Annotated in this window: 16 protein-coding genes and 1 riboswitch; of the genes, 15 read left to right on the forward strand and 1 reads right to left on the reverse strand. The window is 36.9% G+C overall.

What is annotated here, in order from left to right:
* Positions 1-18: 18 nt before the first annotated feature.
* The 8 genes from AC3G7N_RS00340 to solA all read left to right on the forward strand — a co-directional run bounded on the left by AC3G7N_RS00340 (position 19) and on the right by solA (position 7,764).
* Positions 19-741, forward strand: coding sequence for a GntR family transcriptional regulator (locus tag AC3G7N_RS00340; protein ID WP_489420141.1), 723 nt, complete (start codon positions 19-21; stop codon positions 739-741).
* Between the two features lie 292 nt (positions 742-1,033).
* Positions 1,034-2,149 carry an NAD(P)/FAD-dependent oxidoreductase gene (locus AC3G7N_RS00345; protein WP_489420142.1) on the forward strand — a complete coding sequence of 372 codons (1,116 nt, stop codon included), beginning with the start codon at positions 1,034-1,036 and terminating at the stop codon, positions 2,147-2,149.
* An 84-nt stretch (positions 2,150-2,233) separates the two neighbouring features.
* A complete protein-coding gene (locus AC3G7N_RS00350; protein WP_489420143.1) occupies positions 2,234-2,557 on the forward strand; it encodes a (2Fe-2S)-binding protein in 324 nt (107 codons plus the stop codon).
* Positions 2,547-3,659 carry an NAD(P)/FAD-dependent oxidoreductase gene (locus tag AC3G7N_RS00355; RefSeq protein WP_489420144.1) on the forward strand — a complete coding sequence of 371 codons (1,113 nt, stop codon included), beginning with the start codon at positions 2,547-2,549 and terminating at the stop codon, positions 3,657-3,659. Before AC3G7N_RS00350 ends, AC3G7N_RS00355 begins: the two co-directional genes overlap by 11 nt.
* Positions 3,660-3,992, forward strand: coding sequence for a (2Fe-2S)-binding protein (locus AC3G7N_RS00360; RefSeq protein WP_489420145.1), 333 nt, complete (start codon positions 3,660-3,662; stop codon positions 3,990-3,992).
* The gene (locus AC3G7N_RS00365) at positions 3,985-5,076 is read left to right on the forward strand and encodes an NAD(P)/FAD-dependent oxidoreductase (protein WP_489420146.1); all 1,092 of its coding nucleotides are present in this window, start codon (positions 3,985-3,987) and stop codon (positions 5,074-5,076) included. Before AC3G7N_RS00360 ends, AC3G7N_RS00365 begins: the two co-directional genes overlap by 8 nt.
* 90 nt (positions 5,077-5,166) lie before the next feature.
* Positions 5,167-6,594 carry a sodium:solute symporter family protein gene (locus AC3G7N_RS00370; RefSeq protein WP_489420147.1) on the forward strand — a complete coding sequence of 476 codons (1,428 nt, stop codon included), beginning with the start codon at positions 5,167-5,169 and terminating at the stop codon, positions 6,592-6,594.
* 42 nt (positions 6,595-6,636) lie between these two features.
* Positions 6,637-7,764, forward strand: a complete 1,128-nt coding sequence (solA, locus tag AC3G7N_RS00375; RefSeq protein WP_489420148.1) for an N-methyl-L-tryptophan oxidase — start codon at positions 6,637-6,639, stop codon at positions 7,762-7,764.
* 182 nt (positions 7,765-7,946) lie between these two features.
* Here the strand turns inward: solA and AC3G7N_RS00380 are convergent, their stop codons facing one another.
* Positions 7,947-8,087: a hypothetical protein gene (locus tag AC3G7N_RS00380; protein ID WP_489420149.1), complete on the reverse strand. Its 141-nt coding sequence runs from the start codon at positions 8,085-8,087 to the stop codon at positions 7,947-7,949.
* A 161-nt stretch (positions 8,088-8,248) separates the two neighbouring features.
* A riboswitch (cyclic di-GMP riboswitch) is annotated at positions 8,249-8,351 on the forward strand.
* A gap of 96 nt (positions 8,352-8,447) precedes the next feature.
* Between AC3G7N_RS00380 and AC3G7N_RS00385 the strand changes: the two genes are divergently transcribed.
* The 7 genes from AC3G7N_RS00385 (at position 8,448) to AC3G7N_RS00415 (ending at position 17,126) form a co-directional block, all read left to right on the forward strand.
* A complete protein-coding gene (locus AC3G7N_RS00385; protein WP_489420150.1) occupies positions 8,448-8,918 on the forward strand; it encodes a chemotaxis protein CheX in 471 nt (156 codons plus the stop codon).
* Positions 8,919-8,942: 24 nt separating this feature from the next.
* Positions 8,943-10,892, forward strand: a complete 1,950-nt coding sequence (locus tag AC3G7N_RS00390; protein WP_489420151.1) for a chemotaxis protein CheW — start codon at positions 8,943-8,945, stop codon at positions 10,890-10,892.
* 17 nt (positions 10,893-10,909) lie between these two features.
* Positions 10,910-11,371, forward strand: a complete 462-nt coding sequence (locus AC3G7N_RS00395) for a chemotaxis protein CheW (protein WP_489420152.1) — start codon at positions 10,910-10,912, stop codon at positions 11,369-11,371.
* Between the two features lie 20 nt (positions 11,372-11,391).
* Entirely contained in the window at positions 11,392-11,751 is a 360-nt protein-coding gene (locus AC3G7N_RS00400; RefSeq protein ID WP_489420153.1) for a response regulator, read from the forward strand.
* Between the two features lie 25 nt (positions 11,752-11,776).
* Positions 11,777-13,471, forward strand: a complete 1,695-nt coding sequence (locus AC3G7N_RS00405; RefSeq protein ID WP_489420154.1) for a methyl-accepting chemotaxis protein — start codon at positions 11,777-11,779, stop codon at positions 13,469-13,471.
* Between the two features lie 59 nt (positions 13,472-13,530).
* A complete protein-coding gene (locus AC3G7N_RS00410) occupies positions 13,531-15,303 on the forward strand; it encodes a methyl-accepting chemotaxis protein (protein ID WP_489420155.1) in 1,773 nt (590 codons plus the stop codon).
* A 113-nt stretch (positions 15,304-15,416) separates the two neighbouring features.
* Entirely contained in the window at positions 15,417-17,126 is a 1,710-nt protein-coding gene (locus AC3G7N_RS00415; RefSeq protein WP_489420156.1) for a methyl-accepting chemotaxis protein, read from the forward strand.
* Positions 17,127-17,189: the final 63 nt, after the last annotated feature.

Genomic DNA, 17,189 nt, shown 5'->3' on the forward strand with positions numbered 1-17,189 from the left:
TTTCAAAGGGAGAACAGCATGAATATTAATAAGAACTTATCCATACCTTTATATCAACAAGTAAAGGAATATCTAAAAGATAAAATTAACTCGGGTGAATGGGAAGTAGGCTATAAGTTGCCATCAGAAAAAGAATTGGCATCTCAATTTAACGTTAGTAACATCACAGTAAAACGAGCAGTACTTGAGCTAGTTAATCACGGACTGTTGCATCGTCAAAGCGGTAAGGGGACTTTTGTTACACAAATTGAAGAAAAAGATATTTCAAAATTTGTTTCATTAAAAAATGAAGCTTGGGAACAACATCATCATCCGCACAAAACACTGAGCTTTAAAAAAGATAAAGCTGGGAAAAAGATTGGTAAGTTGTTAGAAATAAATCCTAATGAACAAATATATAAAATTAATCGTTTGAAAATCCAAAATGATAATCCAGTTGTAATTGAACATTCTTTTATTCCATCAGCTTTATTTCCTGATTTGGAGCAAACAGATATTGAAAACGATTTATTATATAACATTTTTGTAAAGAAATATGGTGCACAATTAAATAAGGCAAGAATTTATTTTTCAACAATCCTTGCTGATGAATACGAAGCAAATTTATTAAATGTCCCAATAGGGGAACAGTTATTTGTATTTGAACGCTATACGGTCACAAAAGATAAAAGAGCGATTGAATACTCCAAATTTGTTCTCAAACAAGATCAATCTAAATATTTTCTTGAAGTTCAACTTTAAAAGACTTTTAAGCAAAGGCTCTTTTCGTACAGATTGTAGTTTTTAGGTTGTTTAATGCAGCGTGGAAATATACTCGCTTTCCGCGGGGAAGCCGCAGGAGTCTCGCAAATTTCCACTGCTGATGTGCACTCACTTCTATCCAGCAACACTTTTTTTAATTAACAACAACTTTTTTAGAAAACAGCCTAAGCAAAATAGCTTTGGTATAAAAATAAAAGTTATAACTTTATAAGATTATAGTTTTATAGATTGTAAACATAAATTATTTTAACTTCTCAATAGGAGTGAAGCAATGAAGGTTATTATTATCGGCAGTGGCATAGTGGGAGCCAGTGCTGCATATCATCTAGTTAAAAATAATACAGAAGTAATTATGGTTGATAAGGATTATCAAGGGGCTGCAACCTCTGCTGGTGCAGGAATTGTTTGTCCATGGATTTCAAGTGTAGAAAATGATGATTGGTATAGAATTGCAAAAGGTGGCGCGCACTATTACCCTGATTTAATTTCACAATTAAAAAATGATAAAGAAGAAAATGTTGGTTATAAAAAAGTAGGAGCATTATGCGTAAGTTCCAACGCTGAAGAATTAGACAGAATTGAAAAAGGGGTAAGAGCAAAACAGAAAGATGCACCGGAATTAGGTGATATTGAAAGATTAACTTCGGAAAAAGCCTGTCAATTGTTCCCTCCGTTAAATGAGGGATTGGAAGCTATTTTTGTTTCGGGTGCTGCACGTGTAGACGGTAGATTACTAAGAGATGCAATGAAACGTGCCGCACAAAAACATGGCACCAAACTGTTGAATGGCGAAGCGGAATTAATTTATGAACATGATAAGATAACAGGTGTTAAGGTCAATGATCAATTAATTTATGCAGATGAGGTTCTTATAACAGCAGGTGCTTGGTCGACTGAATTATTAGCCCCTATTGGTATTGATTTGAAAGTGGAACCGCAGCGTGGACAAATTGCGCATATTAAGTTACCAAATACGGACACGTCTAATTGGCCTGTAGTATTGCCCGGAAGTAGTCATTACATGCTAGCGTTTGATGATTCACGAATTGTTGCTGGTGCGACAAGAGAAACAGGATCCGGATTCAATTATCGGACTACTGTTGGTGGGGTTAATGAGATTGTAACAGAGGCATTAAGCGTGGCACCTGGTCTTGCTGAAGGAACCATACACGAAGTACGGATTGGATTTCGACCGATGGGCCCTGATATTTTACCTATACTAGGAACATTGGATAATTTAAAAGGCGTAGTATTGGCAACAGGTTTAGGAGCTTCTGGGCTGACAATGGGACCATATGTTGGGACATTAGCCGCTTCAATTTTAAAAGGTGATGAAGTAAATCTTGATTTGTCTGCATATAATCCAATGCGTGCTATTTCGATTTAGGAAATGACTATTGAAGCTAATAAATGTAAACGGTTCAATTAAGATTATAATATTATAACTTTATAATATTAGGAGGCTTTCAGAATGAACACTTTCATTCATCCAATTCTAGGAAAAAACATTGAAAAGGAAGTATCTTTTTATTTTAATGGAAATTTGCTTAAAGCTAAGAAAGGCCAAACGGTAGCGTCGGCATTAATAGCAAATGGTATGAAGAAATTCGGAATTAGTAGAAAGCTGCAACAGTCTAGAGGGTTGTTTTGTGCAAACGGCAGATGTTGTAGCTGTTTTGTTTCTATAAATGGTTTAGATCATGTGCTTAGCTGCATGACCCTTGTGGAAGAGGGCATGAAAGTCGATTCAACTAATGGTGACCCTAATGTTAGGAGGGGGAAAAATGGAGACTGATTTATTAATAATTGGTGGTGGTCCAGCAGGTTTAAATGCTGCATATGAAGCGGCTTCAAATGGTGTAAAAACGGTAGTCGTTGACGAATCATTTTCAATAGGTGGGCAATTAAGACAACAAACGCAACTATTAGGTAACCTCCCAAAGCAATTTGAAAGACAAAGAGGTACAACACTTGCCCAGACATTACTTGAACGGCTCTTACCCTTAAACGTAACGATTTTACTAAAGCATACCATGATAGGAACGTATAAGGATGGGCGAATTGGCGTTTCAAATGGGGTGAACACGATTCCGATCACTGCTAAGAAAGTTATTATTACAACTGGTGCGGCCGAGGAGGCAAGTGTATTTCCCGGTTGGACCTTGCCAGGAGTTATGACTATAGGAGCTGCCCAAATATTAATGAATCGTGAATATGTACTCCCAGGTAAAAATGCACTTATTTTAGGATCGAATACTTTTTCGTTAGAAGTTGCTAAACAATTAAAAGAAAGTGGTGTAGCTATACAAGGAATTATTGAAAGTGATAGTCAATTAGCTAGTAATCATGAAAAAACGATTCAATTATTAAAGGAAGATGGTATCCCTATCTATTTAAATAGTTTCATTGCAAATGCAACAGGTTTTGGTGAGGTACAGAAGGTGATTCTAAATCATAACGGTGTGGAAGAAGAAATCAATACAGACTTGGTTTGTATTGGTAAAGGTGTGACACCGATTTTAGAACCCTTCGAAATACTGAATTGTGGTTTTACATATCAAATTGGCCTTGGAGGGTGGTTACCCCAATATTCTATAGTGATGGAAACAAGCAAACCTTCCACATATGTAGCTGGAAATGCAGCTGGAATCACCAGTATGGGTGCCATTCTATTAACAGGAGAAATTGCAGCAGTCAGTGTGACAGAATCCTTAGGTCTGTTAAGTGAGGAAATAGCAACAGAGAGAAGAGCATCTTTGTGGAAGGAGCTCTATTGTATAGAAACTGCGGATTCGAGGGAGGCATTTAATGCACGAATGGCTTTAATTAAAGGTTTTCATGAAGAAACAAACCTACAATCATCATCGTTATTTGAATTGAGCTTGGAGGAATGTTAAATGGACAAATCAACAATCGTTTGTAGGTGTGAAGAAATCAATATTGATGAAATCGAATCAGCGATAAAAATGGGGGCACATACCTTTGACGACATTAAAAGAATAACGAGGTGTGGTATGGGGCCATGTCAAGCGAAGATATGCACAAGTTTGGTTCAACGAATCATCAGTGAATTAACCAATAAACCGTTGAGTGACATTGGTCCATCGAAAATGCGAATGCCGTTAAAAATAACCCGGATCGGTGCATTAGTTGGTAGTAAAGAATCTTCAAGTGTAATTTCAGTTTTTAGCGAGTCAGCCCCAAAAGAAGGTGAAGCGAATAATGACTAATCAGTACGATATTGTAGTTATTGGAAGTGGCGTAATAGGGAGTAGTATTGCTTTTCATCTATCTGAAAGCAGACAGAAGAGCATCTTAGTAATCGATAAAGGATTCCCTTTATCTGGAACATCAGGATCTACTCAAGCTTGGGTTTGGGTTCATAATAAAACACCATCATGGTATGGCGAACTAAGTATGTATAGCGCGGAATTATATCCCTTTCTCGAAAGGAAAATTGGAGATGTGGAATATAAGCGTACTGGTGGTATTGCTCCATTTTTTGATGAAGCAGACCGAGAGAAAGCGCTAAGGCTTGCGGAAAAACAGGCGGAAGTTGGAATTGAGATTGAAGTATTAAATCGTGAGCAAGTACTAGAAAAAGAACCCGCATTATCTCCAACTATTGCCGGTGCTACGTTTAGCAAAATTGATGGAAATGTGAATCCGTTTCGCTTGGTCGAACTTTATATTAAAGCAGCTAAAAAGAACGATGTAGAGTTCTCTTTTTATAATCCGGTTATCGGTATTGAAAAACAGAATGGGAAATTTACAATCACAACTAAAGACAGCATCTTTTTTGCCAAACAATTGATTATAGCCGGAGGCCCTTGGACGAAAGGATTGGGAGAACTGTTAGGAGTAGATATTCCGGTGAAGCAAGTCCGGGGGCAAATAATAGTTACAGAACCATTGGCACCACTAATCAAACATACTATCGGGGGGATGCGACAAGCTGACAATGGAGAAGTCTTGATTGGATATTCAAAAGAGGAGGTGGGCTATGACCGGAGAACTACACTAGATGTAATTCAGGATACAGCAAGGATGGCTGTTGACTATTTGCCAGATCTAGCAAAAGCAAATATAGTACGCTGTTTTTCAGGAATTCGAGTAATACCAAATGATGGGTTCCCAATCATAGGCAAGATTCCTACGATTGATAATGCATTTCTTGCTGTTATGCATAGTGGGATTACGTTGTCCCCTCTAGTTGGAACGTTAATGACGGAGCTTTTAATGGAAGGGGATACCTCTATCGATTTAAAGCGTTTAAGGATTGATCGTTTTAATGAATTTAAGGCTTCTGTATAAAGAAGATATAAACACAACATGACTTTTACTATACTAATTTTTTATAAAAAAAACGTAAGGTAATATTAATAAATTAGTAGGAGGTAAAAAATGAGTGCTACTTTGGTAATTGTATTAAGTTCTATTGTAGTTTTGGCAGGTGCAGCTATCTTCTCATTTTGGATTGGCAGAAGGAATAAAAGCAGTGAAAACTGGACAGTCGGGGGGAGATCGTTACCTATTTATGTAGTAGCAGGAACTCAATTTGCTACAGGCATGGGGGGCGGTGTATTAGTTGCTCATATAGGAATAGGCTATAGTGCTGGTTGGTCGGCTGTAACCTATAATGTACTGTATTCCATAGGTATTGTTATTCTGGTATTACTTGCTAATTGGCTAAAAGAGCATAAGTTTACCACGATGCCGGAAATTTTTAAAAAACTATACGGTGACCATAAAATAATGATGAGTATCGTTACCTTTTTAGCTATTGTTGTTCCATTTGGATGGTTATGTACGCAATTGGTTGCTTTTGGAAGTCTATTTTCAGAGATAACAGGTATTGGTTTTACTACACTGATAGTAATCTTCGCTGCTATTAGTCTATTATTTGTACTGCCTGGTGGATTGACTTCTGTCGCGTGGACTGATTTTATTTTTGGCTGTGCAATGGTAGTCATGACAATAGTAAGTGGATTTTATGTTTTAAATCTTGCTGGAGGATGGTCTGAAATATCAACGAAAGTACCTGAATCTATGATTAGTTTTCCAGAAGGGTTCGGTGCAGTTGGAACGATGACGATTATATTTTGGATTTTGGCTATTTTCCCTGGGGCATTGACGAATCAGATGTCCTACCAGCGTATTTATGCTGCAAGTAGTCCTAGTGTCGCGAAAAAAGGTTTTATCATTGCTGCAATAGTGGGAGTTATCAGCGGTTTTTGGGCATCATTTATGGGAATTGCCATTTTTTCGATGAATCCTGATTTAACTGATCCAGAAATGGCTTCAGGGTGGTTCTTAACTCAACTTCCACTTTGGTTTATGGCTATCTATGCATCGTTTATTATTGCCACGATTATGTCAACTGTTAGTAGTGCTGTTCAATCAGTTGTAGTTAATATAACAACGGATATTTATCAATCTTACATTAATCCAAAAGTTAGTGATCGTAAGTTATTGAAGTTATCACGGATGATGTCCGTTATAGTAATAGTACTGGCGGTTATTTTAGCGTTATATTATCCCAAGGCTTTAGGGTGGTTAGTTGCAACGTATGCCTATTCTGCATCAGGATTATTAGTACCAATTTTTGGAGGCTTTATTCTAAGAAAATCGAACCTATTAAATGCTAAAGGTGCAATTGGAAGTATGTTGTTAGGAATATCTTGTGCAGCAGTTGCACAAATTATTGGTACCAATATACCTTATGTAGGTTTCGGTATACTAGGTTCATTAGTAGGTTTCATTTTGTTTAATTATTTGTTTAAAGATAAAAACCGTGTCAATGATTTAGAAATAAATAAGAAAGAGGCGTAGTCTAAATTAACGTAATAAATAAAAAACTAATGAGGTGAGATGATGGATGCTGATGTAGCAGTTATTGGCGTTGGGGCTATGGGAAGCATGGCTCTATGGCAGATTGCTAAAAGGGGTGTTTCTGTTTTAGGGTTTGAACAATTTGGAGTCGGGAATGATCGGTCAGCTGTCGGAGGAGAATCCCGCCTGTTTCGTACAGCGTATATGGAGGGAAAGGAATATGTACCATTATTGCAAGAATCTCGTAAATTATGGAGGCAATTAGAGCAGGAAACAGATAAAAGTCTATTAACACTAAATGGAGGGTTAATGATCGGTGACCCCAATACGGAAGTGATAAAGAATGTACTTCGATCGATAGAAGATTTTAATTTAGAACATGAGGTTATTCATGGGAATGAGGCTAAAAGTCGATATCCTCAACACCGATTATTTCCTGAAGATATAATGGTCCTAGATAAGAATGCTGGCTTTATGCGACCTGAGTTAGCAGCTATTTCAGCTGCAAATCAAGCAGAGGCTCTAGGGGCAAAAATTCACCGATATTCAAAAGTGGAAGAGGTCCTTCCAGATAGCGATGGTGTCACTATTTTAGCTAATGGAAAAAAGTATCGGGTAGGTAAAGTATTGGTTACTACAGGAGCATGGACCGGAAAACTCATTCCGAAATTAGAAAACAAAATAACGGCACGACGTTTAGTCTTAACATGGTTTGCAGCAAAAAACATCGATGATTTTAAACCTGATAAATTTCCGATATTTGCCCGCATGCGAAAAGAATTTAGATTAACGGGTGCACCAACACTAGATGGAACGATGGTGAAAGCTTCAAATACGAAAAATCCAGGAATCGTTCCCGAACCAGGATCTCTTGACCGTGATGTTTCTCTGGAAGAAATGATAGAAGTCAGTGATGCGGTTAAGGAATTAATTCCTGATCTAATACCTGATCCCGTTCGAGCCAGTGTTTATATGGATGGTTACACACAAGATGATCATTCAATTGTTGGCGATGCACCAGGAATGGAAAATACATTATTAGTAAGTGGTTTTTCAGGACATGGATTTAAAATGGCCCCTGTTATCGGATCGATTGCAGCAGATCTTATCATAGATGGGGAAACCTCCCATTCGATTGAGCATCTTAATCCAAAGAGATTTACGAATTAATATTATGCCGTTTCAGCAAATAGACTCTCGAAGGATCTAGAGAGCTAGGGTTAAGGTAGTGTCAATTATTACCACCCTAAACAGGAACTACACAGACTCGTTAAGAGATGTGTAGTTTTTTTCACCTATGCGATCAAATAGTATACTTTTATCGGTTATCCGTTGTAAAGATGACAGCGCACTTAATATGTTCGATCAATTACTTTTTTACCTCTAAAATTATTTTCCTCTGCCTTAAGAAGCTTCTCCAAGATTTCATGTCCAACAACGATTAGCGGGCCAATATTGGACTCATTGCGGATTTGTACTGGATTAATTAGCATATATTAATGCAGTACCCGTTGCCAGGTAACTAGTATAGAAGTGCATGAAAAATTACCAGTATGTATAAGTTATACTTTTTTGAAAGAAATAGTCGATTGTTGTTGAATTTTGGATAAAAATGGATTATCATACTAAAGAACCAGTTAAAAAGTACTATTATTGAAGATAAAGGCAAACTATTCGAAAGGGTGGGACGCAAAGCTTAGGGTCTAACGTGAGGATTTGTCATAAATCCTAAACACTACGATTGCCTGGTTACCAAATTCGGTTTTTAATATTTATATATTAGAATCTATTGGCTGTTCTATGTACTTAGGATAGTCAATTTTTTTGTGGAATTTTATTTAAATCAGAGGAGAGTGGTTCTATTGACCATTACGGTAGAGGAAAGAAATAAGTCCGTTAAAGAATTATTAAACGGGACGTATACATCTTTAAAAACGGTAGTCCCTATTAAACATGAGATTGCTAAACCTCAATTATTAAAACAACATTTACATATTCAGTTTGGTGTTCTTATTGGTATTACAGGGGATGTAAAAGGAAAATTAGTTTTATCTGGGGATACAACTATCTTTGGCTCTATTGGTGAATCAATGTTTGGGATGCCAATAGATGGAGAAATGCTTGCTTCCTTTAGCGGGGAATTAGGCAATATGGTAGCTGGAAGTCTTTCTACGAATATCGTTAAAGAGGGAATCAATACAGATATCACTTCCCCGACAATTATTCAAGGTAATACGACATTATCAGGTTTTGAAAAGGCCATCCAAGTTACAGTGAGCTTCGATCAGATTGGAGAAATGGAAATCTACTTACTACTAGATTAATAGAGACAAGAATGGAGGTATCAAATGGATACCAATCAATACATAGAAATGTTTCTTGATGAAAGTCGCGAACATTTACAAGCGGTTAATGACAATCTTTTAAAACTGGAAAAGCAGCCACAAGATCTAATGATTGTTAATGAAATATTCCGCTCCGCTCATACGTTAAAAGGTATGGCTGCAACAATGGAATTTATGGACATAGCATCGTTAACACATCAGATGGAAAATGTGCTTGATAAAATTCGTACTAATGATTTAGCTGTAAGTGCTGAGGTAATTGATGTAACTTTTGACGCAATTGAGTATTTAGAGGAAATGGTTGGTGCGATTTCAGAAGGCGCGGATGGGAAGAAAGATGTCTCAGGTCTCGTTACTCGTTTAGAGCAAATAGAAAACGGCACTACTGTAGAGAAAAAGCTTACTATTACGAATATGGAATTAGATGAATATCAACTTACGGTTGTTTCACAGGCAAAAGAACAAGGTTTCCAAACATTTCACATAACAGTTGGACTAACGGAAGATTGCATGTTAAAAGCGGCACGTGTATTCATGGTTTTTGAAGCATTGAAAGATTTAGGCGAGGTTATTAAATCCGTTCCTTCTGTAGTGGAATTAGAAGATGAGAATTTTGAACAAGACTTCTCCATTGTTTTCTTAACAATGGAGCAACCTGAAGCTATTCAAGCTCGTATACATAAGATCTCAGAGGTTCAGAAAGTCGAATTAGCTAGTTTTTCTGCCTTGGAGCAAAAGAAAACTATCGAACAAAATAAGTTAGAAAAGGTTAGTGAAGAACCTGAAAATGGTAGGTCAATTTCATCAAAAACAATTCGTGTGAACAGTGATCGTATCGATGAGTTAATGAATCTTTTTGAAGAGGTAGTCATCGACCGAGGTAGATTAGAAGATCTATCAAAGAAAATGGAAAACCAGGAATTAACAGAAACGGTGGAACACATGTCTAGAATCTCGGGGGATTTGCAGAGTTTGATATTATCCATGAGAATGGTTCAAATTGAACAAGTGTTTAACCGATTCCCACGTATGGTAAGGGGACTAGCGAAAGATTTAGATAAAAAAATCAACCTGGAAATTATCGGAGCAGATACGGAGCTCGACAGAACTGTTATCGATGAAATTGGTGATCCTTTAGTCCATTTAATTCGAAACTCGATTGATCACGGCATTGAAGCACCAATGAAACGGAAACAATCTGGAAAGGTAGAAGAAGGGAAGTTACATTTACGGGCCTTTCATAGTGGTAATCATGTGTTTATTGAAATAGAAGATGATGGTGCTGGAATCAATCGGGATAAGGTAGTTGCCAAGGCTATTGAAAATGGATTATTCACACATGAACAAGCTGAAGCTCTTTCTGATGAAGAGGTTTATCAGGTGATCTTATCATCTGGGTTTAGCACAGCCGATGAAATCACTGACATATCAGGACGCGGTGTTGGCTTAGATGTGGTAAGAAGTAAAATAGAATCGCTTGGTGGAAGTATATTCATCGAGTCGGATTCAGGAAAAGGGAGTAAATTTTCCATTCAATTACCTTTGACACTTTCTATCCTTTCAACCTTGTTAGTTAAGGTTCAAAAAGAAACCTATGCAGTACCACTTACTTCGATCGTGGAAACAGTGTTAATGCAAGAAGAACAGATCATGTATGTACATGGGCAAAAGGTAATGAACTTTAGGGACGAAGTGATACCCCTTGTATCTTTAAAAGAAGTATTTGCGGTTCCACAGGATCAAGTAGTAGATGAACAACACTACTCGATTGTCGTAGTTAAAAAGGGAAACAGAATGACAGGATTACTGGTAGATTCCTTGATTGGCCAGAAGGAAGTTGTTTTGAAGTCAATGGGCAATTATTTGCGTCATGTACATGCTATTTCAGGAGCTACCATTCTAGGGGATGGGCGCATATCGCTGATAATCGATCCTAATGCATTAATCAAGTAGAAAAGAGGGACTTACGAATGGAAGAGCTATTAAAAGTTATTGTATTTCAATTGAAGGAGCAACAGTATGGTGTCAATATACAACATGTTCGTTCAATAGAAAGACTGGAAGACGTTACCGAAGTTCCTGGTACGTCTGACTTTATAAAGGGTGTTATAAACCTTCGTGGTGATATTACACCTGTGGTTGATTTAAAGGAACGACTGCAAATAGGTATCACGACTCTAACCAGTGAAACGCGGGTTCTAATCGTGGATATCAATACTGTTCAAGTTGGATTGATTGTTGACACAGCAACGGATGTTATCGACATCGACCCGGCAGTAATAGAAGCTTCACCTAAGATTATTGGCGGTGTTAATGAAGCTTTCATAAAAGGGGTAGCAAAATTAGAAAGCAAACTTTTAATACTATTAGATTTTGAATGTATTTTAAATCTTGATGAAATAAACGAGGTTCAAGAGGTAGTAGAGAATTAATACGTAGGGGGAAAACAACAATGGCGAGGATATTAATAACGGACGATGCAGCGTTTATGCGAATGCAATTAAAAGATAATTTAATAAAACATGGTCATGAGATAGTTGGCGAGGCAGAAAATGGTCGTGATGCGGTCGAAAAATATCAGGAATTAGAACCAGATCTTATCACCATGGATATTACCATGCCGGAGATGAATGGGGTAGAAGCGGTTAGAGAAATTAAGAAATTAAATTCTAACGTCAAGATTATTATGTGTTCAGCTATGGGGCAACAGGGGATGGTTGTTGATGCTATTCAAGCTGGAGCAAGTGATTTTATTGTGAAACCTTTTACTCCTGATCGAATTAAAGAAGCAGTGGATAAAGTACTAAAATAACACTTAGAGAAAAAGAGGTTCAACATTGAAGAAATTAATAAACTTTAAAAGTATAAAAACAAAGATCTTATTCGGTTTTTCACTAATCATTTTATTGGTTCTTATTTTTGGCGGATATAATTATTTCGCACTTGAAAAAATCAATCATGAAACAGAAGAAATTGTAAATAAACAACTTCCATTGTTAATTGCGGATGAAAAGATTGCTTACAATATGGCACATAGAACAGCATTAGTACGTGGTTTTTTACTATATGAAGATAATGAATTTAGGAATGAATTTAACGGTCAAATAGAAGAAAGTATCAAACTTGAGGAACAAGTTCTAAAGTTAAGTAATTCACAAAAGGTAAAAGACCTTATTGCGAAAAAAGTGGAATGGGGAACTGCGTTAGATGAAGTTTTTGCGGAATATGACCGTGGAAATAAAGAGAATGCAATGGAAATTTTGTCTACTGAGGTTAAACCTCTTGCACGTGAAATAATGACTGGATTTGAAGAAATGGCCGTAACTAGAGAAAATTTAATAAATGAAGCGGGAAAAGATAGTTTATCTAGTGGAAAAGCGACAGCGCTTGTAGGAATAGTAGTGTCCATCTTAGTTGTAGTACTAGGGTTAGCTATTGCACTTCTTACTTCGAGGATAATCACAAAACCGATTGTGACCGTTATGAAGCGAATGAAATTACTTGCAAGTGGCGATTTAAGCCAGGATGCCCTAGAAACAAATTCAAAAGATGAGATTGGTCAGCTTGTTGCAGCAACCAATGAAATGAATCGTAATACCCGTGAATTATTAAGCAAAATAAATCAGGTTTCTGGTTCTGTAACAAGTCAAAGCGAAGAATTAACCCAATCAGCAAACGAGGTAAGAGTTGGATCTGAGCAAGTTGCGACAACCATGCAAGAATTGGCTTCTGGCTCAGAGACACAAGCAACTAGTGCAAGTGAACTGGCTTCGAATATGAGCACATTTACTACTAAAGTTGAGGAAGCAAATACAAAAGGGACACATATTCAACAATCATCAAATGAAGTCCTTGGCATGACAAATGAAGGTAGCAGGTTAATGGAATCTTCTACGAAACAAATGGCAATGATTGATCAAATCGTACAGGATGCCGTTCAAAAGGTGCAGGGTTTAGATGTGCAGTCTAAAGAGATATCGAAGCTGGTTTCGGTCATAAAAGATATTGCGGATCAAACAAATCTTCTTGCATTAAATGCAGCCATCGAAGCCGCAAGAGCTGGTGAACATGGGAAAGGTTTTGCCGTGGTAGCGAGTGAAGTGAGAAAACTTGCAGAACAAGTATCTATATCTGTTACAGATATTACAGGCATAGTTGGTAACATACAAAATGAAACAAGTACCGTTACGGAGTCATTAAAAACGGGGTATGCAGAAGTTGAATTAGGATCAACTCAAATCAAAACTACTGGTGAAACATTTAATGGAATTAGTACAGCGGTTAATGAAATGGTTACACACATAGAAACAATCTCAGAAAACTTATCTGATATTGCAACTAACAGCCATAAAATGAATGGATCGATTGAAGAAATTGCAGCAATTTCAGAAGAGTCTGCTGCAGGTGTTGAACAAACTTCTGCATCATCACAGCAAACAAGTAGCTCAATGGAAGAAGTAGCAGGAAGCTCGGAACAACTGGCTAAATTGGCGGAAGAGCTAAATGAATTAGTTCGTAAGTTCAAACTTTAAGGAAAATGAAGTGTTAAATGAATCGTACATAGTAGTTAGCAAAAGGAGATCCGAAACAAATGAAAAAGTTCAGAACGAAATTGTTACTTATTTTTTCTGTATTGTTTTTTATATTAGCAGGTGTGACAGGTGCATATAACATTATTACTACCATTAATAGCAATGACGCCCAGGTACAAAGTTATAAGAAGGATTTAATTAAAAATTATGATACAAGCATAAAGGAACAAGTGAATACTGCGCTTTCCCTAATGAATTATGCCTATGAGCGCCACCAATCCGGGGATTTATCAGAAAAGGAAGCGCAGGCCCTAGGAATTAAATTAATAAAGGCATTGAAATATGGTGAGACTGGTTACTTTTGGATTGATGACACGGAGGGAGTACTTATAGCACATCCTGAGACACCTGATAAAGAAGGAACAAACCGCATCGATATTCAGGATCCAGAGGGTACGTATTTAATTCAAAATGTTATTTCAGCAGCTACGAAAGAGAATGAAGATGGGTTTTCTGAGTATATGTGGGACAAACCGGGAGTAGATCATTTAGTCAAAAAGCGAGCATACTCACAATCATTTGAACCATGGAATTATATTATAAGTACTGGTAATTATATTGATGATATTGATGCTCTTGTGGCGCAAAAAAGGGAGTCATTTAACGAACAAATGACAAATGAAATTACATATCAAGTAATTATTATTGCTATTTTACTTCTAATCTCAGGATTAATAGCTTTTGTATTTAGTAACAGGGTATCAAAAAATATAGTGGCTATTACAAATCATGTCAAAAGCGTTGCCAATAACGATCTATCTGTTGAAGATTTACCCATTACAACAAAAGATGAAATTGGACAATTAAGTGTTGGCGTTAATCAGATGGTCGGTAATTTGAAATCTATTATTAGAAACGTCGGTGAAGCATCCGAAAAAATGACCAGCCATAGTGAAGAGTTAACGCAATCAGCAAATGAGGTTAAATCTGGTTCAGAACAAATTGCGACTACGATGCAAGAATTGGCATCTGGTTCGGAAACACAAGCAAATAGTGCGAGTGAGCTGGCCACTGTCATGAGTTCGTTTACAACTAAAGTTCAAGAAGCTAATACAAAAGGTGAGCACATTCAGCATTCTTCAATTGAAGTTGTAGGGATGACCACTGAAGGTAGTCACTTAATGCAGTCTTCTTCTGAGCAAATGGATAAAATAGATCAAATTGTTCAGGAAGCTGTTAAAAAGGTACAAGGATTAGATACGCAGTCACAAGAAATTTCTAAGCTAGTATCCGTTATTAAAGATATTGCGGATCAAACAAATCTTCTTGCATTAAATGCAGCAATTGAAGCCGCAAGAGCTGGTGAACATGGTAAGGGTTTTGCCGTGGTAGCGGACGAAGTAAGAAAGCTAGCTGAACAGGTATCTGTATCTGTTTCGGATATTACAGGCATAGTTGGTAATATCCAAACTGAAACAGGTTCCGTAACGAACTCTTTAAAAAGTGGTTACGCAGAGGTTGAGCTAGGAACAAATCAAATTAAAACTACTAGTGAAACCTTTAATGGAATCAGTACAGCTGTTACTGAAATGGTAGCTAATATAAAAACGATATCTGAAAACCTTTCTGATATTGCAGTTAACAGCCAAAAGATGAATACGTCTATTGAAGAAGTTGCAGCAATTTCAGAAGAATCGGCTGCAGGAGTAGAGCAAACGTCCGCTTCAACACAACAAACCAGTGGTTCTATGGAAGAAGTAGCAGGAAGCTCAGAACAACTAGCTAAATTAGCGGAAGAGCTGAATGGTTTAGTTCGTCAATTTAAACTTTAGAATAAGAAAAAACAGTAAAATAAAAAGCATAGGATAGTCCGCAAAATAGATGAACTATCCTATTTTTTTATGTTAATTAAACTAACTAGTCTATAAAAAAAGGAGAACCCTATATGTTTAAAAAGTTTAAAATTAAAAATTTGAATATTGGTATGAAATATGGTCTAACACTTGTTTTAGTATTTGTTTTATTTGGAATCTCAACAGCTGTTGTTACAACATTAATCGATGATATTGGTAGCAATGTTGATGAATTAGAGCGACGTGGTCAACGAGCAATAGATGTTACAGAAATGGGATCATTAACCCGTTCTAAAAGTATCCGTATTATAAGTTATATTCAAAGTGGAGACCAGGCGTTTGCTGATGAATATGAAACAAGAAGAGAGAATTTTAACACACTCGAAGCTACCATAAGAAAAAAGATGGATACCCCTGAACAACAAGAAATATTTGACCAGATTGTTGTAAATGACAAGAAAATGAATGATTTATTTACAAAAAAGGTTGTTCCAGCAGTAGATAATGGTTATGTAGATTTAGCAAGTAACTATGTCAAAGACGCCACTAATCTAAGGTCAGAAACAGTAGATTTACTGGAAAGTCTTCTGACAATAGTGAATGATGAACGTGCTTTCGCAGGTAGTCAAGCTAAAAACAGTCAGGAATTAACGCTTCAAATCCAGGTTGCATCTATGATCGCTTCCATTATTATAGGCGTGGCACTCGTATTTTTTATTAGTTGTTCAGTCTCACGTAACCTGAATAAAGTAGTAGGAATGAGTAATCAAATTGCTGAAGGAGACCTTTCTGTTCAGAAGATTGATTATGATGGAAAGGATGAAATTGGCAGACTTGCTACTTCCATAAATACCATGAGTGATAATCTGCGAAGCGTCATTCAACAGGTTGCTGAAGTATCTGAAACAGTTACGAGTCAAAGTGAAGAATTAACGCAATCAGCAAGCGAGGTTAAAGCTGGTTCGCAACAAATTGCTACTACTATGCAAGAATTGGCTTCAGGTTCAGAAACACAAGCAAATAGTGCAAGTGAACTTTCTTCTGTAATGGTTTCATTTACATCTAGGGTTCAAGAAACGAATGAAAATGGCCAATTAATCCAGCAATCTTCAAACAAAGTTCTTGATATGACAGATGAAGGCAGTAAATTAATGGAATCCTCTACAAATCAAATGGCTAAGATTGATCAAATTGTTCAGGATGCTGTTCAAAAAGTGCAAGGATTGGATGTACAGTCTCAAGAAATATCAAAATTAGTTTCTGTTATCAAAGATATTGCAGATCAAACAAATCTTCTTGCATTAAACGCAGCGATTGAAGCTGCAAGAGCAGGAGAACACGGAAAAGGTTTCGCGGTTGTAGCAGATGAGGTGAGAAAGCTAGCAGAACAAGTATCTGTTTCCGTGACTGACATTACAGGTATTGTAACTGGTATTCAAAACGAGACGAGTAGTGTAACTGACTCGTTAAAAGGTGGATATATTGAGGTTGAGCAAGGAACGACTCAAATAAAAACTACCGGCGAAACGTTTAAAGGAATAAGTTCTGCTGTATCAAATATGGTACAACGTATACAAACAGTATCGGAGAACTTATCTGATATTGCAGCTAACAGTCAAAATATGAACAAATCCATTGAGGAGATTGCAGCAATTTCAGAAGAATCGGCTGCAGGTGTAGAGCAAACATCTGCATCTTCGCAACAAACAAGTAGCTCAATGGAAGAAGTCTCAGAGAGTTCGGAACAGCTTGCAAAGTTAGCAGAAAAACTAAACGGATTAGTTCGTCAATTTCAGCTGTAATGTCCATTTAAACATTTCAAAATTCAAGATATAAAAACTGACGGCAAAAGAAAGAAAGGGTAG

It is taken from the genome of Virgibacillus carmonensis (assembly GCF_057836705.1).